This is a genomic window from Neolewinella marina, assembly GCF_002631205.1.
Taxonomy (GTDB): Bacteria; Bacteroidota; Bacteroidia; order Chitinophagales; family Saprospiraceae; genus Neolewinella; species Neolewinella marina.
This window is the reverse complement of sequence record NZ_PDLO01000004.1, coordinates 227,377-248,757: the sequence shown is the minus strand read 5'-3', so window position 1 is coordinate 248,757 and position 21,381 is coordinate 227,377. Positions and strand designations below refer to the sequence as shown.

The window sequence follows — 21,381 nt, the reverse complement described above, 5'->3', positions numbered from 1 at the left end:
TGCGCATATTTGTTGGAACGTGTGATTGGCGGCGGGGCGCAGGAGCCCGGGGAATCCAGCCGTAGCGGACTATCTTAGGGGAAGAACTCCGGACCCCGAAGCGACGGGCTACCGGGAAAGAACCGGGGCCTTGCCGCCGCCGCCCCATTTTCCAGCACAATACCCCACCCGTGAGCTACCCCGGATTTCCTGATTCACCTTCGGCAAGGCCATGGCAATCGTAGACCAGATCGAGTGGTGTGAAACCCCTTTGGTGGCACCCACGCGGGGTACGCTTGTCGAGCAGGAGATCCGCCGGCAGCTGGGGCTTTCCCTGACGAGCATTCCCTACCTGGCGCCCGTCCCCTGGGTGGCCTGGTCGTTTGCCACCAAGATTCAGCCGGTGGCCCATATTCCGAGCCGACTGGCAGACCTGATCACCCTGGTCGTCAGTATGGAAAATTCCTGCCGCCACTGTTACGGGGCCACGCGCTCCATCCTGCGGCTGACGGGTTACTCCCAAAACCGCATCAGTGAACTGGAGGAGGACTTCTTCCACGCAAAACTCGATGAAAGGAGTAAGGCGGTACTGGACTTCTCCCGGAAGTGCGCCCGCGCCGATCCCCGCCCGGACGCCCGCGACCTCGAGGTTCTCGAACGCGTCGGGTTAAGCCGGGTAGCCGTAGCGGAGGTAGCGTACGTGGCCACCAATACCTGCTACAGCAACCGCCTGGCCACCCTGCTGGCTATCCCCCCCGACGGGATCGAAGACCAGGACAATAGCCTGCTTACGCGGCTGTTCCGGCCCCTGGTGGCCATCGGGTTCCGGAAATTCCTCAACCGGGCCAGGAAAAGGAATATCCGCAAGTATGCATCCGCGCCCGGTAATCCGCAGGGCGTTCCCTTCGGAGGCCGGCTGGTCAATGCACTGCAAGGCTCCCCCACGGCCGACGTGCTGCAAAGTATACTCAACGGATGCTGGCATTCGCCCCACACCGCAACACGGACCAAGGCCCTGGCTTTCGCCATCATCGCCCGCACCCTCAACTGCCCCGTTTGTACCGCCGAGGCCAGTCAGCTATTGAAAAGCGAGGGATTGCTCCAGGAGGACATCGACCACCTGCAGACCTATCTGAGTTCGGATGCACTGAACGGATTTGAATCCAGCTTCATCCATTTTGCGCGGGATACGGTCAATTACCAGGTGCCGGATATCCAGTTCGTGGCCCGGAGATTCCTTACGGGTATGGGAAAAGAGGAAATCATTGAGCTCTGCGGCCTCGTGGCCCTGGCCAACTGGGTGGCCCGCCTGAGTATCATCCTGGAGCAAAGCGAAACGGCATGAACGCGGTGCTCCCCATCCTCCTGGCCGTCGCCCTGGTGCTGCTGCTTGCGTTTTTGCTGGTCCGTGCCCGGCGCAGGATCGGCCGGTTGCGGGCGGCCCTGAACTCGGCCTCCCTGGAACTGCAACAGGTGCAAATGGCCTTTCACCGCTTTGCCCCCCGCCGGGTAGTGGAAGAAATCATCCGTCAGGGGATCTCCATCCACGGAGAGCGGCAGGAAGTAAGCATCATGTTCGTGGATATTGTGGGATTCACGAAGCTGGCCGAGCGGATGGAGGCGGAGCAACTGGTTGAGGTGCTCAACGGATATTTTGAGTGCATGAGCCTGGCGATCAGTCAACACCGCGGCTACGTATCCAAATTCATTGGCGACGGGCTGATGGCGCTGTTCGGCACCCCCCATTCCAACCGCTGGCATGCCCTGGACGCGGTGTGGGCCGCCCTGGCCATGCGTGCCGCGCTGAAAGACTACAACGCCTCCCTGGAGAGCAGGAATCTTGACCCCCTGGAAATCGGGATCGGCATTCACTGCGGACCGGTAGTCGCCGGCGTGATCGGCAACCAGCAACTGATGGAGTTCACCGTGATCGGCGATGCGGTGAATACCGCCGCCCGCATCGAGGCGCAGACCCGTTTTCACCAGGTCGACATCCTGATCAGTCAGGCAATACGTCAGCAACTGGACGAGAAGTTCCGCGTCCGGGAGCTGCCCCCCATCACGGTAAAGGGCAAACGGGAAGCCCTGACGCTTTTTACCGTTGAGTCCTACGCGGATCGCCCCTGAGCCTTCCGGCACCGGATCAGGAACATGGGCTACTCCGGGCTGGCAACTCTGGCCGCGGGGGATTATCTTAGGAGAGGGCGGAATGGACGGGCAGCTTGCGCAGGAGGAGGCCCGGACCCCGGGAAACGGCCGGTGGCACATCCCGGATTCAATCACCCAAATCCAGTTGGCATATGGGATCCTTGGCGGAAATCGACTGGTGTGACACTCCTTTGGTGGCCCCCACGCCCAATACCGAGGTTGAGCGGGAGATCCGTAACCACCTGGGCTTTCCGCTCAACAGCATCGCCTACCTGGTTCCCGTTCCCTGGGTGGCCTGGACCTTGGCCACCAATATGCAGCAGGTAGCACACATTTCTGGTCGCCTGACGGACCTGATCACTCTGATCGTCAGCATGGAAAACTCCTGCCGCCACTGTTACGGGGCCACCCGTTCCATCCTGCGCCTGACGGGCTATTCCGAGAAACGCATCAGTCAACTGGAAGAGGACCTCTACCAGTCGGAGCTGGATGAACGCACCTTGACGGCCCTGTCCTTCGCCCGCAAGTGCGCCCGCTCCGATCCGCGGCCGGACGCCAGCGACCTGGCCGGGCTGGCCGGGGCAGGATACAGCCGGGAGGCGATTGCCGAAGTGGCTTACGTGGCCACCAACGCCTGCTACAGCAACCGCCTGGCCACCATTCTCGCCATCCCCCCGAACGATATCGAGCAGCTGGAAAAGAACCCCCTCAGCCGGCTGTTGCGGCCCCTGGTAAGGGTATTGCTAGAGAAGTTCATCACCCGGGCCCAACGCAAGAACGTAAGCAAGTTCCAGCCGCGGGCGGCCCAACCGGGTACCCCCAGGCTGGGTGGAAAATTGATTGATGCCCTCCACGGCTCCCCCACGGCCCCCATGCTGGAATGTATCCTCGAGGAATGCTGGCAATCCCCCCACCTTTCCCGCCGGACGAAAGCCCTGACGTTCGTGGTCGTGGCCCAAGCACTCAACTGCCCGGTGTGTACCACCGAAGGCCGGCAACTGATGGAGTTGGAGGGCTGGCGGCGGGATGATATCGACCACCTGCTCAGGTACCTGAGCTCCGACCAACTGACGCCTTTTGAAGCCCGGTTCATCCACTTTGCCCGGGATACGGTCAACTACAAGGTGCCCGATATCCAGTACACGGCGCGGAGGTTCGTAGCCGGTCTGAAAAAGGAGGAGATCATTGAAATCTGCGGGCTGGTCGCGCTGGCCAACTGGGTGGCGCGGCTGAGCATCATCCTGGAGCAGAGCCGGTGAGGGGGGGTGGTTCGCGAGCTTGGCTTGCGGTCATCACGTCTCGGGTTGGGCTGGTTCGCGAGCTAAGCTCGCGGTCATCACGTCCGCGGAGCCGCACAATAATCCGGAGCGAAGCTCCGGAACCAGCCTACTCATCCTTCCCCTCCGGTACGGCGGGGGCGTCGGTGGTGATGTTCACCCGCACGCCGCGGCCGAGGGCTTCGGCGGAGGGGATGGCGGGGCGGCTATCGGCCACGTCCCACTCGCTGAGGTGTAGACCGCGCTGGGCGGACACGTCGGCGGGCCGGATCAGCCGGGTGGTGTCCGGCTCCTGCGCTTCGCCGGCAAACTGCAGCAGGATGTAATTGGTGACGGCGGCCACTTCAGCGTCGCTGAGCTCCGGCATCGGGGGCATGGGGGCACCGTAGGTGGCGGTGTAGAGGCCGTAGAGGGTGACGTTGATGAGGTAGTCGCGCCCGCCCCCGGCCCGCAGGTGGGCCGCCATGCGCTGGATCGGGGGGTACATGCCGCGCCCTGAGCCGTCGACGGTATGGCAGTTCTGGCAACTGACGCGGTAGGTCCGTTCGCCGAAGGCCAGCCAGTCGGGGGAGGCGAGGTCGGTATCCCGGTCGAGGACCCGGGGCTCCACGTCCGCTTCCCGCGCGATCACCAGCTGCTCGCTGCGGGCCCAGGCGAAGATCACGGCACCGACCACCAGGCCGATGGCCAGGGCGTAGGTGAAGATGTGGGCGAGAATGTGGCGCATGACGGGGGATTGAGGAAAGGGTTCAGGCCAGGGCGAATTCTTCCAGGTAGATGTGCGACTGGGGTACGCCGTGGTCGAGGAGGGCCCGCTCCACGGCCTGCATCATGGGCGAAGGGCCACAGATGAAGAAGCGGCGTACGAAGCGCTCCTTCGGCAGGCGGCGGTCGAGCAGTTCGCCTGTGACTTGTCCCTCCTCGGCGGCCCAGTCGTGGGGCGGCTCGTCGAGTACGAAGACCGTCTCCAGGTCGAGCCGCTCCTTCAGGGCCTCGATCTCGTCGCTGTAGGCCAGCTCAGACTCCGTATTGGTGCTGTAGATGAGCAGGATGGGGCGGGGGTCGCCGCGGTCGGCCAGGGTGGTGAGGAAGCTCATCATCGGGGTGATGCCCACGCCGCCCGCGATGAAAACGTAGCCCGGGGCCTGGGCGCGGTCGATGGAGAAGGCCCCGTGGGGACCGTCGATGTACACCGTGGTGCCCGCCTCGAGCTGCTGCATGCGTTCGGAGAAGTCGCCCAGGGCCTTCACCCCGAACGACAGCCGGGTGGTCTGCTCGGCGCTGGAGGCAAAGGAAAAGGGGTGCTCCTCCAGGGTGTAGGGCGAGCCGCCCACCTTGATCCAGGCGAACTGTCCGGGGTGGAAGCGAAAGCCGTCGTGGCCCACCGCCTCGATGTCGATGTTGACCGTGCCGCCCCCCTCCGGCCGTACCCCGACCACCCGCCAGGGGCGGCGCTTCTGCAGCCAGGGCTTGACGAGGCGCAGGTAGACGATGAGTGACAGCAGGATCCCGCTGGAGGCGAGCCACAGTATCTGCTTCCAGAGGGTATTGATGTAGAGTCCGGCCAGGGAAACGTGCACCTGGGAAAAGGCCAGGGCCAGCACCCCGAGTCCGGTATGGAGGCCGCGCCAGGTCTCGTAAGGGATGCGCAGCCGCACGCGCCAGATGGAGGTGGCCACCAGGGCCAGCAGCAGCAGTACCGCCCCGAGGCCGAACTTGCTGGCGTAGGTGCCGCCGAGGGGATTGAGGAGGGCCACCCGCGCCGGATGCTCCATGAGCAGCAGCACCGGGTGGACGAGCACGAACAGCAGGGCCACCACCGCGATCTGCCGGTGATACTTCAGCACCACGTCGATGCCGAAGGGGTAGGTCAGCGGCTTGAAGCGGGCGATGAGCACGAACTGGATGCCGATCTGGGTAAGTCCCACGAAACCCAGGGCCACCGACAGCTCCACCCAAAACGACCGCCCGCTGGGAACCGGCGGCACCAGCATGAGCCCGATGGGCGCCAGCACGACGAGGAGGTAAAGGGCCAGCCAGAGGAAACCGAGTATGGTTCTGTTCATAGGGGAGCGCTCGGGGTTTGGGGGCAGAGCCCGGTCCGTCAGGAGCCCCGGTTCTCCGCGGCCGACGGTACTGAACAGTAGGGTGGGCGGGGTGGGTTCGCGGGCTTGGTTCGCGATCTAGGCTCGCGGTACCCCGGAGCGAAGCTCCGGAACCAGGGCGTCCCCGCTGGCCCGCCATTTACGGCATTTCCGGACCACGACAAGGATAAGCAAGCGCCGGGGCCCCAATCGGAATCCACCCCAAAATCACTCGCATTTGCGGGCGGAAGGGCTACGGAAGGGAGAGTGCTGTGAGCGGTTATTTCAATATATAAGCCGCTTAAATACAGCAAGATGGTACTTATGCTGCAAGCAGCGTGAAGGATAAGTACCAGCTTTTTATCGCGCCATGTCCGATAGTAGCAAGCCTTCGTAGGATAAGTCCGGGGGGGTGGGGGCGGCGGAACCCAATATTGTGGGGACAACGATGATCATGCTATGAACGGCGCGAATGGCATCACGGATTTGCCAGACGGTAACGGACCGCAGTCGCCCATTTCCCCCTTTCCGTCTCTGCTGATGAGGTAACGACCCCTGCCGCCTGGCGGGCCGACAATGAACCATAAAGCAGTACGTATTCCCCGCCCCGGGGGCTTGCGACCGTGGAATCTCCACGCTGCGCACCCGGTGAAATATTGCACTAACCATCTAATTCAAAGCGCTATGAACACACTATTACTTCGCACCTGCCTTCTGGCCACCCTCATCCTTTCAGCGTACGCCTCCGGCCTGGGTGCCGATTCACCCGCCGAAACCGATCCGCCGGCGTATGCCCAGTCCCACATGCCGGCCGGCCCCTACCTCCCCGGGGCCCCACTACTGACGGAGTGGGCGTCAGCCACCGGGATAACTCCGCCGGCGGAGGAAGTCGCAGCCACGGTTGCCGGAATGACCGTGAAATCGACGCAGAATGAAAGCGACTACTACATCCGGCTGCGGCTGCGGGACGTCGCAGGGGTGGTGGCCTGCTTGGGGGGTGGCAGGACGGAAATTTCGCTGGAAGGATATCAGTACAAACTCAACCTCCCCTATGTAGGCATCACTTACGGCAACCGGGTATTTCAAATGATGCTCCCGGATTCCCTGCTGCAGACGGGTAGAAATTTTGGTGACTACCAAAGAATCGTCGGACCGGATTACTACTTGAGCATGTTCCCGCGCATCAAGTATGAGTGCGTTGGTGGATTCTTTTTAGGACAAGCATTAGGTTCAACGGCCGGGCCTATATATGCCGACGCCTCCGACGCAAACATCACCATCGGCACCTCGCCGCTCCGTGCCCCGAAGGACCTGCGAGCCACGGACGCTACGGACGACGATACCATTCGCCTTACCTGGACCAAAGGGACCGACTTTCCCGATAACCTGCACCAGTACTACGTCTACCGCGACGGACAATTTGTCACCGCCCTCCCGGGTACGTCCCGTTCGTACGTCGACGCGAACGTGGTATCCGGCCAGGCGTACACCTACGAGGTGTCCACCTCCGTAAGCCAGTACGGCGGTAAGGAATCATCCAGAAGCCGGGACCAGGGCAGCACATTCGCCATTGACCTCGTGGCTACGGACGGTACCAAGTATAACGCAACCAACCTGTCGTGGAACAATATTTCCACCGCCTCCGACGAGATCCGCATCGAGCGCAGCCTGCCGGACGGCACCGAGCGGGAGGAGATCGCCATCGTCAGTTCCAGCGCGAAGGGGTACAACGTCACGGACGGCATCCCCGGGGTCCAGTACCTGTTCTACGTTACGCCCGTCGGCTCCGGCTTCCTGACCGATACGGACCCGGGCTACAGCCGTCCCGATGGCCGGGTGAGCGGCCACGTGAAGTCGTCGCTTGGGGCAGGCGTCGGGGGTGTGACGGTGACCCTGACCTTGCTGGATTCCCTGCCCGCGGGTGGGGGGGCGCTGCCGGCCGGATGTGCCGAGACTTACTGTACTACCACGGATATCGAGGGGTATTACGAATTCAAGGACGTCTATTACCACCAATCGGCCGAGTTCTCCGTCAAACCGAGCAAGGGCGGGACGGTCGTCCACGAGTTTTCCCCGGTCACCGCCTCGCGTACGCTATCGATGAGCAACAAAAACGCCGAGCGGGTAGACTTCACCGATCTGACGGTATTCACGGCCAAGGGCCGCATCACCTATCCCGCTTCCCCGAACGGACCGGCCTGTGGCGTCCCCGGCGTCACCGTTCTCATCGACAGCACCGACCACGGCATCCGGACCAAACGCGACGGCAGCTGGTCTTACGCTATTCAGCAGGAGGGAACCTATACCTTCACCCCCAAATTCATCCACCACCGCATCGAAACGGCTGACGGTTTGCCCGAAGTGACGCTCCAGGTCGACGGCGACCGGCCGGGGCTTGACTTTATCGACCGGGAAACGGATACGCTGAAAGTGTACGTACAAAACAGTTGCGGGGAGCCCCTGGGGAGTTCCGCGACCCTGCAGATCTATGCCGCCAACAACTGTTACAATATCACCCGCCAAACCGACAGCAACGGAGTGCTCGAAGTCATCCTGCCGGCAAGGGAGTACAGCGTGAAGGTAATTGGCGTTAACGATGCGGGGGCCAACGGCAGCAACATCATGGCACAGATCGGGAACATCGATCAGAAGATCGATCTGACGGTACGCGACACCAGCGAGGTGGTCAGAATACTGGAGGATACCGTCTACATCGAGGAGGAGACCGAAACCTTGGCCAACGGCTCCACCATCATCACCCAGGCGGCGGATACCATTCCGGCCGGCACCCGCGACACCATCCGCGCCGAGGTACGCCCCGAGCTGAGCTTCATCTACCGTTCTCCCCTGGATATTTCGATCGACTACGACCTGTCGGGCGTCGATACCTACACCTGCGATCAGGATCCGATCGCGGTAATGGAGCAGGGCCTTGCCTATACCCTGACCATTGATGTCAAAGAAATACTGGGAACGGACTGCGCCCTCGACACCGGCTACCTGAAGATCTACGATTTCGTCTCCGACCGGGGCAATGAGGTGACCCGCGTACCCATCCGCAACGGCATCGCGACGTATACCGTAGAAGCCGGCGAGCCGAACATCGCGGAAAGCGCCGAGCACAACCACGAAAAGTTGCTCTACATCATCCCCGACGTAGACCTCGTACCGAAAAAGGGGGTGGAGTTCTGGTTCCTGGTCACGGGGGCCAAAATCATCACGCCGAGTTTCATTACCCGTTCGCCGGAAATACCCATGCTGATCCTCCACGACCCCCCCGGCGACAACAGCTACGCCTACGTGGAAAAGGGACAGTCGTTTTCGAGTTTCAATACCCTGGAAGTGGAAACGGGCGGTAGCGCGGGTGCATTTGCCAATCTGGTCCTTGGCTCTGCAACTGAGGCCATATTCTTCAAGTATGCACTAGGCTTATTCGCCGATATTAAAGTGGTGGCCGGCCGGGATAATCGCAATCGGAATGGCCTGACCACCACCCTAACCTTCAATGAAAAATTCTCCACTTCGCAACTCGATAATTTGACCGGGGAGCCGGGCGACGTGTATATCGGCGCGGCATTGAACCAGGAGTTTTCCGACGCCCAGCACCTGACCTTCGACAATTGCCAGATTGAGATCAAGGAGTACCCGACCATCTCTTCCATCGATTTCGCTACGACCTTTGTCTATACCGAGAACCACATCAAAAACTCCCTCCTGCCCACCCTGGGGCGCCTGCGCCAGTCCATTTTAGCCATCCAGGCTGATCGGGAATTGACGGAGGAAGAGATCTACGAGGCCAATAACCTATTGCGTGACAGCATCTCGTGGATGAACATCCTGGCCAAGAACGATGCCGCCAGGGGGGAAGAGGCCGTCCTGGTAGAAAACATCTCGTTTAGTGCCGGCGCCCCGATCTATCGTGAAGAAAGTTTCGACACCGTTACGGAGGTGTCCTACGAATTCGCCGAATATGTCAATACTGATTTTGCCGTGGGCATTGCACTCGAACTTAAAGGAGGGGCCTGGAATAAATCAAAGGTGGGCGTCATGGGCAGTTTCCGCTGGTCCTCCACCAATACCACGGGCTCCAGGGACGAGCGCACCCGCACGGTCGGCTACGTGCTCGACGACGGTGATATCGGTGATTTCTTTTCCGTGGACATCCTGCGGGATAAAAACTACAACGTGCCGGCCTTTAACCTGAAGGTAGGTACCACCAGCTGTCCGCAGGAGCCCGGCACCCAGGCCCGTGACCGGCCGGAAATGGTGATCTTCCCACCGGAGCTAAACGACGTACCCCGCGACGGGTTGGCGAACTTCGTGGCCCGCATCGCCAACCGGAGCGAAAGCCGGGAAACCAGGGAATACGCGGTACGGGTAGTGAGCACCACCAATCCGGACGGCGCGCTGATTCGCCTGGGCGGCCAAATCATCAACAACAGCCCCGCCCACTTCTTCATTCCCTACAACCAGACGGTCGACCTCAACCTATCGGTGACCCGCGGACCCCTGTCCAGCAATTACCACGACATTCAACTGATGGTCTACCCGCCCTGCGAGTACGACCTGTGGCAGGACAATGGTAACCTGGTGAACGTCGATACCTTCGGCTTCACGGTCAACTTCACCACGGAGTGCTCGAATATCGCCCTGAAAAATATCCACGACGGCTGGATCGTAAACAGCAACAGCGCCAACCTGCTACCGCTGACCCTTTCCGGCTACGACCTCGACAACGAAAAATTCGAGTACGTAGAAGTCCAGATCAAAAAAGACGGAGAAGGATACCACACCGCCATGCGCCTCGAAAAAGAGGAACTGGCGGCTATTGGGGCCAATTACGACCTCCAGCTTGATATGTCGGGATATTCCGACGGTGGCTACCAGGTACGGGCCGCCGCCTTCTGCGGCGTCAACGGTCACACCTACTCCTCCGAAAAACGCGGCATCATCGACCGCAAATCCCTGGCTCCCTACGGCATCCCCACGCCCAACGACGGTTTCCTCCGGCCGGGCCAGGAAATTTCGGTGGCCTTCGACAAGGACATCGACTGCAATTTCGACCTGTACACCCCCGTCGTCACCCTCCGCCGTGCCGACACCGATGAGGTGATCGCCGTCACGACCCAGTGCGCCGACCGCCGCCTGATCCTCCAGACCACCCCCCACCTGACCGACCGGGACGAGCTGCAGGGGGTCCGCATCAACGCTACCGTGAACGGCCTGCGCGACCTCAACGGTAACGTGCAGAAGTACGCCACCGCGTGGAGCTTCCTGGTCAACGTTAAGCCCGTCTTCTGGGACCCCGCGCCCATTTACGCTTCGGGTATGGAGGGCCGGTCGCACGTGGTGCAGGGCGTCCTGAAGAACAACTCGAACCTGAGCAAGGCCTTCAGCCTAAACAAAGACGACGATGCCCTGATCCACTACCCGGAGTGGCTCACGCCGCAGCAGCAGCGGGGTACCCTGCTGCCCAACGGTAGCTACCTGCTGCACTTCGACGTCGATCCGGAGCTGACCCCAGGCATCTACCGGGACAGCATCGTCGCCCTGGTCGACGACAAGGCCGTGATCACCGCCGTTACCTTTGAATTACTGGCCCAAACCATTAATTGGTCGTTCGATCCGACAGACTATGACCACGATATGACGGTAGTGGCGCAGTTCAGCCTCGACGGCACCAACGACTTGTTGTCCACCGATTCCCGCGACCGTATCGGCGCCTTCGTCAACGGCCAGATCCGCGGCATTGCCCAGATCGAATACGTGGAAGAAACCCGTACCTACGCGGCTTTCCTGCGCGTACACAGCAACGAGGATGGCTCCGGTAACGGGGAGGAAGTCACCTTCCGGTTCTGGCGGGCCCTGACCGGAGCGGAGTATGGTGCCGTGGAAACACTGCCCTTCACCAGTGACGCCCAACGCGGGTCGGCCGCCACGCCCTTCATCCTGCATCCGCAAGGCCAGTTCCAGGTCATCCCGCTACGGAAAGGGTGGAACTGGATTTCGCTGAACGTGGCCACGGACGATATGTCCCGCGAACACCTGCTCCAGAGCCTGCTCAACAGTACCTCGGGCAACGACATCGTGGTCAAATCCATGGGGCAAACCTCCAACTACAGTGCCGGCTCGGGCTGGAACGGCAACCTGCGCCAACTACAATTGGGACAGGGCTATCTGTTGCACCTGTCCAATGCCCCCGATACCCTGAAGGTCGTCGGATTGCCCAGCGCCAACCCGCTCTCGGTAGCCGTGAAAGCCGGCTGGAACTGGATCGGGTACCCGCGCCTATTTCCCGAACCCGTGAACCAGGTGCTGAATACCCTGCCTTCCGGCAACCAGGACATCGTCAAAGGCCAGAACGATTTCGCCATCTTCGAAGCGGGCGTTGGTAGCTGGGCGGGCAGCCTGCGGCAGTTCATGCCCGGCGAAGGCTACAAGCTGCGCGCTACCGGGAAGGGCACGATCCACCACCCGGCCCAGAAATCGCTGGATTACACGGTGGAGCGCGGCCGCTACGAATACAACATGAACGTCACCGGCACCTTCGACGCCGCCGCCCTCGGGGAGGATGCCATCGATGAACTGCGGGTGGTAGCTTTGGTGGGCGGCACCCCCCGCGGGCTGGCCGAGCTGATCTACTGTCCGGGCATCGGGGCGTACCGCGCCTTCCTGCTGGTCTCGGGTAACCGGGAAGACGTCGGGCAATCCATCGAGTTCCGCGTCATCAACGAGGTAACCGGTGCCGAGTACCTGGCCAACGGCGAGGAGACGACCTTCGCCCTGGACGATCTGGTCGGCTCGGTCGACGCGCCCTATCCCTTCTTCCTCTCCACCACCGGTTTAACGGACCTGGAGGCCCGCGGCTACGGACTGGGCGTGAACGTACCGAACCCCGCTGGCAGGTTCACCGTGCTCCCCTTCTCACTGCCCGTAGCCGAGCGGGTGCGCCTGGAGCTGATCGACGTCAACGGCCGCTCCCTGCGCCTCATCACCGACGCCCACTATCCGGCGGGCGACCACCGCGTCGAAGCGGAACTGACCGATCTGCCCGCCGGCGTCTACACCTACCGGATGACGGCCGGGGATTACGAGCGGTCCCGCCGCATGATCGTGCAGTAAGCACGCGGGCTACTACTGTCTGCCATGGGCGGAATTCCTCTGGAGTTCCGCCCATTTTTTTTGGGCGGCGGGGCGCTGGTGCCGGGGGAAAGGCTGGAAGCCTGATGGGGGGAGGACAATGTCCTTGGTTATAAATATGGCGCCTTTATGGATCACTCTTAATCAATCCCACCAACGCCATCGAAGCCTTCCGCCCCCGATAGCTATTGAGGCTACGCAAAGTGACCCAAACCAAGGGCTCCTTCACTTCCGACACCGTGATCATGTAGCTATTTCTCCTCGTCCAGCGCGACGTCACCGCCAAGTGGCGGAAGCCCATGCACAACTGAGCACGAAGTACTGCGCAGCAAAACCGGATCCTGGCCCAACTGGCCATCCTGTACGACGACCGATTGCGCCTGGACCTCTGAGCTGGCGGCGCAAGCCTTCCCGGCCCTGGTTCTAGAACCAGGGCCGGGAAGGCTTGACTTTCTTCTTCTTTTCCCTTAATCTTTAATCCTAAGAATTACCCTTGACACACTTTATGCAATACTCCCGGGCGCATCGCAGGCCGGCTTCCACCAGCCAGCATTCGGATGAAAATCAACCTAATACACCTTTTCAAAGGTTTATCGGAACTCAAAAGCCTCATCGCCGGCTTGACGATGGCGCAGTGTTAGAGCCAGTTATTCTTCTTCGTTGACTTTTGGAAACACCGTATTTATAATAGCACTTTTAATTTTATACCACCAAAATCGATCAATTTTAACAGCCTTATTGATCGTATTTTCTTCTTCAATCCATTTAGCCAAACCAATGAAATTGGTTGTTATTCGATCGTTATACTCGTAGCTTCCAAAAGAACCGTCAAAGTCCTTGATTTCATGAACCATAGCATCTAATAGATTTCGATTTTCAAAGTTTGCATTGATGAACTCGATCAATCCATTCAAATTCGCATTGCTATACAAATCTCTAATACCTGAGTTGGTTATTGTATCGGGAGAAATATGACTGACGTAATCAATTCTTGATGATTTTATTGATTCTTCCATTATATACGCAGCTTTTTGTCTGATCTGACTGGCTAATTTTTTATTGACTTTTTCGAGGCCGGATTCATGTGTTTTTAGTGAATTCAATTCCAGGTATGTGACGTCTGCATCGTATCGGATTAAGTTGATAGTGTTATCAAACTTTTGGTCTAAGACATCCTTATTGAAAGGCATAAAATATTCTATTTCAATCAAGGAATATGCGGCCTGAGCAAAAGAGGCATATTCTAGTATGTTTAATTTTCCATCTTTTAACAAAGTTGAGAGTTCATAATATGCATTGTCAAACTCCCTATTAGTACAAAACGGGAAATTAGTTAATTTTTTGATCTGCTTAAAAGCTGGACTTAGGAGTTGTCTCTTGACCAACCGATGGTATTCTTGAATAGTATCATTCTCTAAATTGGTAGATTTCAGCAACAAGAAGTCCACGAAAGGTTCGTAAAATACGTATACAACATTACTGTCTACTTCTTTGATTAGTTTATTTGATCTGTAAAACAATGATTTAGCGTAAAACTGTTTTCTTGACTTCTTCTCAACATCGTCAGATACACCAATCAGGTGCGGAAATTGTACGTGAATTAAATAGTCTGGGACCTTTATGTGCTTTGAACTATCGATTGTTAGTAATCCAATTTTATATTCACATGACAGTATGGCAAATTGGTAGATAATGGATCTGACTGTGGCAGGGTCTATATGTAAAAACGATTTAAATGTGCGACTTAATGAATCTAATAGAAACAGTAATGTTCTAAGGTTTCGAATTTCAAGAACATCTAAAATATCAATGATGAATTTATCATAATCACCTAGCCAGTTGACAAAATTGGCTTTGTATTTCGCTTTGATATTACTGTAAGCTACTTCTAGATTTTGCTGGAACGGAACTGTCCAACCCACATATTTTTCTTTGACTTCAAGGAATTCATTTTTTGCCTTTAATTGATCTAAGTTGCTTATGAAAATCACTTTAGATCTATCGTTATTTAACACATCTTCGCTGATTGTTCCTAACAGATCCTGGAGCTTTGCACCTTCTGCTATCCGTTCTAAGTCATCTAATATAACTACATAGTTATCTATAGATGCAAATTCAAACAACGGTATTTTCACTATCTCGCCCCCTGAAAACTCTACACCTTTATCTCCTCCTTTAAAGTTGATTGCAGATAAAGCAGTTCTTAATATACTGGTTGATACTTTGCCAACTTTTGATTCTTTTACGTTTTGTAACTTCTTAAATCTTTCGTAGAAAAGCTGTTCAAAAATTTGATTAGGTTGGTTCACACCGTTTAGAGTAACGTACAGAATCCCATTATATCCGGCTTCTTTAGCCAAATCACTTATAACATTTTTTGCATAATGTGTTTTCCCAGTGCCCCATTCTCCGTTGATTAGGAGGGCCAGGTTTGATGAATTTTGCCTTGCTATGTACTCACTCAGAATAGTCTTCATGTCTCAGTTTAATTGGTTCTAACGGGTGCGCCACCGCAGGCCGGATCCACTAATCTGCATTCCAGACTTTGACTAGCATCAAAGCACCTTTTAAAGCCTTCATCGACACTCGAAAGCCTCATCGCCGGCTTGAGGATGGCGCAATGTTGGGCGAATTTATTTATAATTATCTCGCTTGATAATTCTGATGTCATTGAAAGTAGACCAGTCTTTGTCCGAATGTGAAATCATGAAGTGGACTGCTTTAGCCACATAGTCGTAAAGTTCGGCAAACAATTTTTTTCGGTTTGTGAATGAGGGAATTAGACTTATTATAGATTTACCATTATGAATTATTTCAGTTCTGAGTCCTACTGGTATCCTTTCTCCATTCCCATTCTTTAATCCAGCAGTTAGCTCCTCAAGTCGCAGATTAAGAGAGTAATATTCGGATTTTGAGGAAGCTACAGTAGCAGTTACTAATTTTTTTGATTCACTTAACTTCTGATATTGTTTAGGGTTTCCTAAAAATTCAATCAAAGTAAATATTTGAACAAACTTCAACGAATCATTGTCACTCTCCATTATATCGGACATCAGTCTTAAAGCGTGTTTACTAATATTTCCTGTTTCACCTTCAATTTGAAGTACTTTGTGATATGATATGTCTTCAGATGAATGAATTTGTATCCCAATACCAGCAGTTATCTTTTTTACCAACACCTCTCTGCTATCAAACATCCATATTCCGTGTTGCGAAAAATAAGACACTGCTGCTGAGTATTGGTAACCATACGTACCCGGTCTGCCGGGAAGCCCTTGAGGAATTGTAAAATTACAGTGCTGAAATCTGATTACATCAAATAGAGTATTAGATTTGGAGGTGTATTCATTAATTTTCTCATCTATCTCCTTATTTTTCAACCTAAGGTAATCAGGAAAATCAATTTCAACATCTATCATTACCAAAGGGAAAGAATTGAGACATTCTTCATCAAAGTATGTTAGTTCATTAATTTTGTCTCTAATGGACGATCCATTCTCAATTCGAAATAATTCGTTGAAGTTAATATGTCTTAGCTTCGAAAATTGTAAATATCTCGGCGGAAAAATATTACATTCGGCTGAGTAGATTGGGCTAAAAATCTCGAGTTTTTCAACTGGCATAAAAATCTGGTGGCCTTTAAAAATATAATTGTCAAATGAATATTCTTTTTGAATAGTACTTTCAGCAATTTTAAAATATGGAAAAATTGTACGAATTGGCAAAAATTCAACTTCAATATTTTTTTTACACCTTATATAAACTCTTCCCTCTTCTAAATCAGAATCAATTAAATAATTATATTGCACAATTTTATCTAAACTTTCCTGTAGATCTATATCAGAAACTAAACATGGTGTGGCCCAAGTGATATAGCCAACTGAATTATCTGTTGGTTTCTTGTAAATAGCTCTCATCCCGTAGTGCTCAAGAATTTATGTGATGGCTTTTTATAAACCGCTCACCAAAGTAACTTATTTAAGCTGCGGTTAGTGAGCCTGGTGATATATCATTTCGCCCAACATTAATACACCCACATCGCACCTACGCATGCAATGGCGGTGAAATTATTGACGGGTGTGCGCCACCCGCCCGCCAATAATACGTAATGTCCCGGATTTGCTGGGGAGATAATTGACGGATGTGCGGGGGCTGACGGGTGTGCGCGCCCGGGATTATAAGGGCTGCCACGGCAGGACCCCGCCACGGCTTCGCTTCCCATGAGTCGGAGCCGGTGGAAAAAGGGATCAAAATCGGACGGTATGCTGGAAGGCTAGACTCCTGGTAAATTCTTCCGCTCAAAACAAATAGTGACGAAAACGTACCAGGGGGCGGGGTAGGATGGTTCGGACTGCACGTCAGATAGCAGGCTGTACCGGCCATCAACCGCGGCCGTAAGGGCATTCCCCGACACCCGCCCCCGGGCCATTTTTGCCCCCGTCCGCGCCTCCGTACCTTAGCCCGTCGCGCCTTCGGTAGAAGGCTTTGTCATTTTGCCCAACCCAACGCCAATAAAAACCAACCCAAATGTTCCCCACCCAGACCTACACCGACCGCCGCCGCCGCCTGGCCGAGGCCCTTGCTTCCGGACTGATCCTGCTGCCCGCTAACGCCGAGGCACCGATGAACTACCGGGGCAATACCTACCCCTACCGCCAGGATTCGAGCTTCCGCTACTTCGCCGGCCACAACCGGCCCGGACTGGTGCTGACCATCGACGCCGGCAGCGGGGAGAGCCGACTGTACGGGGACGATCCCACCCTGGACGACATCGTCTGGATGGGCGAGCAGCCACTGGTGAAGGACCTGGCCCAGCGCGTAGGCGCCGAATACGGGGGTACGCTGGACCAACTCCGTGGACAGCTGGCCAAGGCCGGCACCGTCCACTTCCTGCCGCCCTACCGGGAGGAGCGCCGCCGCCAGCTGCGGGAGTGGCTGGGCGAAGACCGGCAGGCGAGCGAAGCCCTGATCCGCGCCGTAGTCGAACTGCGGGCCGTGAAGAGCGCCGAGGAGGTGGCCGAGATGAACCAGGCCGTCCGCACCAGCCTGCAGATGCACGAAGCCGCCGAATGCGCTACCCAGGCGGGCATGACGGAAGCTGAGGTCGCTGGACTCGTCGAGGGGCTCGCCATCAGCGCCGGCGGCCGCCTGGGCTACCCGGCCATCGTGACCCGCAACGGCCACATCCTGCACAACCACTACCACGGCAACACCCTCCGCGAGGGCGACCTGCTGCTGATCGACGCCGGCGCCGAGGCCCCCTCGGGCTACACCGGCGACATCACCCGCACCTTCGCCGTAGGCGGAGAGATGACCGATCGGCAGCGGGCCGTCTACGACATCGTGGACCGCGCCAAGTCGGAAGCCATCGCCGCCCTGCGCCCCGGCGTGGCCTACCGGGAGATCCACGACCAGTCGGCCCGCACCATCGCCGCCGGCCTGAAGGAGCTCGGCCTGATGAAGGGCTCTCCCGAGGACGCCGTCGCCGCCGGCGCCCACGCCCTGTTCTACCCCCACGGCCTGGGCCACCTGATCGGCCTGGATGTCCACGATATGGAAGACCTGGGCGAGGACCTGGTAGGCTACGACGATGAGTTCAAGCGGAGCTCGCTCTTCGGCACCCGGAACCTGCGCCTCGGCCGCCGCCTGCGCGAGGGCTTTACCCTTACGGTGGAGCCGGGCATCTACTTCATCCCCTTCCTCACCGACCGCTGGCGCGCGGAGGGCAAGCACCGGGAGTTCATCAATTATGACGCTTTGGAGGCTTACCGCGACTTCGGCGGCATCCGCCTGGAGGATGACGTGCTGGTGGGGGCGGATGGGCCTACGGTGCTGGGGTAAGCGGTTTTTTTACCGCAGATGGCCACGGATTTTGTTTCGCGGATTACCGCTGATTATGCCCACGCGGCGCGTGGGCGGTCCGGGGCTTCCACTCGCTTTAGGTGGGTTTTCTTACCGCAGATGTACGCAGATTTGGTTTCGCGGATTACCGCTGATTCACGCTAAGAGGATACTAAACAGTAATGTGTTCGCCCTTACAGCCGGCCGGTTGACGGGCCCCGGCAGGGCGTTAAAAAATACACACTGTATGAGCCGGGAGAATGCTCTTGGGTGAGGCGAAACACAATATGGATCGCATACACTTTGGGTCGAGGTAAGGATCATGCGAGTTTGTGGATTTTAGCCCTGGCGGGGTTCGGCAGCCGATAGAGCCGGATGTTTACTTCACCCGGGGGCCCCTTCCCCCGGCTTCGTGGGGATTTTTTGTTTCTTTTTCATCAAGGAAAAAGAAAAGACAATCGGAACGATACAAGCCCAAGCTATGCGTGTGTCGCATTTTCTTACCGCAGATGTACGCAGATTTGGTTTCGCGGATTACCGCTGATTATGCCCACGCGGCGCGTGGGCGGTCCGGGGCTTCCACTCGCTTCGGGTGGGTGAGTTTTCTTACCGCAGATGTACGCAGATTTGGTGTCGCGGATTACCGCAGATTGTGCACACGCGATGGGAGGGTAGCCGCGCTAGATATTAGTGCGAGACTCAATATTATCCACCAGCACCCCATAGCTGCGGAACTCCGCTTCGTGGGCCTTCAGCAACTCACCGAAGCGGGGGTTCACGTCGCCGTCGGGGTTCTTGGTGATGGCGCCGTACTCGGTGCGGGAGAGGAGGTTGCTCCACCAGAGCATCTGGGTGGCGCGCAGGGGGTCGGGGGCGATGCGGTGGTCGGATTCCGGGTGCATGACGCCGTCGGGGTGTTCGCCGAAGCGGAGCCCCAGGCAGCTGTAGAGCACCTCGCCGATGTCGTCGTGCTGGTGCTCGTTCACCCAGCTGTGGAGGAAGGTGGCGTGGTGGATGGCGTAGCAGCACATTTCCTTCAGGTTCTCCCAATCGTCGGGGTCGGCCTGGGCGAAATCCTTGGCCTGGGTGATGGGGGAGAGGGCCCGGGGTTCGCCGCCGTAGCTGCCCGTGGGCATCTGGGGCTGGTGGTCGAAGCGGGTCGTCCAGTAGTTGAGGCGCCGGCTGGCCACTTCGTAGGCCCTTCCTTCCAGCCCCCTCAGGTGGGCCTCGCGGTCGAAGGCCGGCACGCTGTGGGATACGAGGTCTTCGGACATGGCGAAGATCTCATACCAGTAGGCGCGGATGTCCGCCGCGTTGTGCTCGAAGAATTCGGAGATGTACTCGTAGGTGATGTCCCAGAAGAGGTTTTCGGCCCTGGCGTAGTAGTGGTGGTCGTTGATCACGGGCATGGGGCGGTAGCCCTTCCAGTTCATCATGCCGAGGGCGTCGCGGACGCGGTGCTTCAGTCCCTTTTCCGTCAGGGCCGAGGCGCGGGGGATGTAGCCGGCTTCCTGGCTGATGAGCATGCGGTCGGCGGTGTGGTCGATCAGGGATACTTCCTTCAGGTGGGGCAGCAGCAGCCAGGTTACGGGGTTCAGCCGCAGGTTGCGGTTGGCGGCGATGGCGTACTGTTCCACGTTGACGTGGGTGCGGGCGAAGTGGTCGTCGACTTCGGAGATGAGTCCGCCCACCGAGCGGGCGACCCGCTTGGCCTGTAGCCACCGCTCCCCGTCGGTGGGGTAGAAGGTGCGCTTCTGGTCGGGGTCGTGCTCGAAGGCGCTCAGGGCGCCGGTGATGGTGATTTGCAGGGGGCGGGGGGCGTGGTCGCCGGGCAGGATCTCGAAGTCCATCTCCGTGGTCGGAAAGGCGTAGACGTTGTTGTGGTCGTAGCCCTGGTAGCCCCAGTTGACCACCCGGTAGCGGTGCTCCTCGCCGTCGATGGGTTCGAAGGTGAGGGCGTTCATGCCGTTCATCATGCGCTCGCCGAAGAACTCGTCGGAGCGGGAGTAGCCGGGCAGGCGGGCTTCGATGCAGGTAGTGAGGTTCGGGGGGTAGTCGGCCTGAATCTCCTCAATGGTGAGGGCGTTCGGGTCGGCGCGGAGCATGGTGACGTGCTTCAGCTTGATCAGCTCAACGGGAATGAACTGGTCGGTGATGGCCTCGTTGCGGCCCTCGACGTACTTCTCCGGCGCCTCGTGCTGCAGGTCGTCGATCTTGACGCGGGGGATGTAGCAGTCCGGCCGGTAGCACCAAAGTTCGATCTGGATGTCGCGCAGGTCGTAGCGCATGCCCACGAGGTCGCTTTTCTTGATCGGGAGGGCCACGGCGAGAGAGAAGCTGCGGCTCCGGTTGCCGTGGCGGTCGAAGCGGTAGGTGGTCTGGGAGATTTCCGCGCGGATCTTCCGGATGGCGGAGGAACGGGCCGCGCGGAGGTCGTACGGCAGCTCGAAGCGGCCGTCGAAGCCGGAATAGCCTTCCGCCAGCCTGCGCCAGCCGAGCCACCAGGTACGGCCCCACAGTTCCACCCGCAGGTGGTGGATGGGCTTATCGTGGTCGTGGCGTCCAGCGTAGGTGGTGCGCCCCACGATGGAGGAGCCCCGGAAGTCGGTGCCCGTGATCGCGGTGGGGCGGGGGCACAGCCGCAGCCACCATTCGTGGAGGGTGTCCTTCACCCCGTCGTAGAAGTTGTAGAGATTGTCCAGGATCATCCCCGGGGAGGCGGTGACCACCTTGGAGTAGCCGATGTCCAGGTGGTGGATGCCTTTCAGCCGCGGCGCGAGGAACGTCCGCTCGCGGGTGGGCACGGGCTTGGTTTCCTCGATACACTCGCGGTAGATGCTGTGGACGGTATCGGGGTCGCCGTACGGGGCAGGCTGGTCGTTGTCGTGGGTGAGGTGTTTGCCGGACATGCT

Annotated in this window: 10 protein-coding genes; 5 read left to right on the top strand and 5 right to left on the bottom strand. The window is 57.7% G+C overall.

Translation table 11 applies throughout. From position 1 onward, the window contains the following. Nucleotides 1-211: 211 nt before the first annotated feature. From CGL56_RS11455 to CGL56_RS11445, 3 genes are all read left to right on the top strand, one after another. Nucleotides 212-1,324 carry a carboxymuconolactone decarboxylase family protein gene (locus CGL56_RS11455; protein ID WP_099106697.1) on the top strand — a complete coding sequence of 371 codons (1,113 nt, stop codon included), beginning with the start codon at nucleotides 212-214 and terminating at the stop codon, nucleotides 1,322-1,324. Further along, the gene (locus CGL56_RS11450) at nucleotides 1,321-2,106 is read left to right on the top strand and encodes an adenylate/guanylate cyclase domain-containing protein (protein WP_099106696.1); all 786 of its coding nucleotides are present in this window, start codon (nucleotides 1,321-1,323) and stop codon (nucleotides 2,104-2,106) included. The genes CGL56_RS11455 and CGL56_RS11450 overlap by 4 nt, the downstream gene beginning before the upstream one ends. Before the next feature lie 173 nt (nucleotides 2,107-2,279). After that, on the top strand, nucleotides 2,280-3,386 hold the full coding sequence (locus tag CGL56_RS11445) for a carboxymuconolactone decarboxylase family protein (RefSeq protein WP_143470698.1): 1,107 nt from the start codon (nucleotides 2,280-2,282) through the stop codon (nucleotides 3,384-3,386). Between the two features lie 127 nt (nucleotides 3,387-3,513). Here the strand turns inward: CGL56_RS11445 and CGL56_RS11440 are convergent, their stop codons facing one another. Together CGL56_RS11440 and CGL56_RS11435 are read right to left on the bottom strand one after the other, a co-directional pair. Beyond that, nucleotides 3,514-4,131 carry a c-type cytochrome gene (locus CGL56_RS11440; RefSeq protein WP_099106694.1) on the bottom strand — a complete coding sequence of 206 codons (618 nt, stop codon included), beginning with the start codon at nucleotides 4,129-4,131 and terminating at the stop codon, nucleotides 3,514-3,516. Between the two features lie 22 nt (nucleotides 4,132-4,153). After that, nucleotides 4,154-5,470, bottom strand: a complete 1,317-nt coding sequence (locus CGL56_RS11435; RefSeq protein WP_099106693.1) for a ferredoxin reductase family protein — start codon at nucleotides 5,468-5,470, stop codon at nucleotides 4,154-4,156. Between the two features lie 702 nt (nucleotides 5,471-6,172). Here CGL56_RS11435 and CGL56_RS11430 point away from each other — a divergent pair. Continuing rightward, nucleotides 6,173-12,610 carry a T9SS type A sorting domain-containing protein gene (locus CGL56_RS11430; RefSeq protein ID WP_143470697.1) on the top strand — a complete coding sequence of 2,146 codons (6,438 nt, stop codon included), beginning with the start codon at nucleotides 6,173-6,175 and terminating at the stop codon, nucleotides 12,608-12,610. 665 nt (nucleotides 12,611-13,275) lie between these two features. Here CGL56_RS11430 and CGL56_RS18075 read toward each other — a convergent pair. Together CGL56_RS18075 and CGL56_RS18070 are read right to left on the bottom strand one after the other, a co-directional pair. Beyond that, entirely contained in the window at nucleotides 13,276-15,105 is a 1,830-nt protein-coding gene (locus CGL56_RS18075) for a P-loop NTPase fold protein (RefSeq protein WP_143470695.1), read from the bottom strand. A 156-nt stretch (nucleotides 15,106-15,261) separates the two neighbouring features. Further along, on the bottom strand, nucleotides 15,262-16,545 hold the full coding sequence (locus CGL56_RS18070; RefSeq protein ID WP_143470694.1) for a hypothetical protein: 1,284 nt from the start codon (nucleotides 16,543-16,545) through the stop codon (nucleotides 15,262-15,264). Nucleotides 16,546-17,155: 610 nt separating this feature from the next. On the opposite strand from CGL56_RS18070, the gene CGL56_RS11420 reads away from it, so the two are divergent. Further along, on the top strand, nucleotides 17,156-18,469 hold the full coding sequence (locus CGL56_RS11420) for an aminopeptidase P family protein (RefSeq protein WP_099106690.1): 1,314 nt from the start codon (nucleotides 17,156-17,158) through the stop codon (nucleotides 18,467-18,469). Between the two features lie 680 nt (nucleotides 18,470-19,149). Here the strand turns inward: CGL56_RS11420 and CGL56_RS11415 are convergent. After that, nucleotides 19,150-21,378 carry a lipoxygenase family protein gene (locus CGL56_RS11415; RefSeq protein WP_099106689.1) on the bottom strand — a complete coding sequence of 743 codons (2,229 nt, stop codon included), beginning with the start codon at nucleotides 21,376-21,378 and terminating at the stop codon, nucleotides 19,150-19,152. Nucleotides 21,379-21,381: the final 3 nt, after the last annotated feature.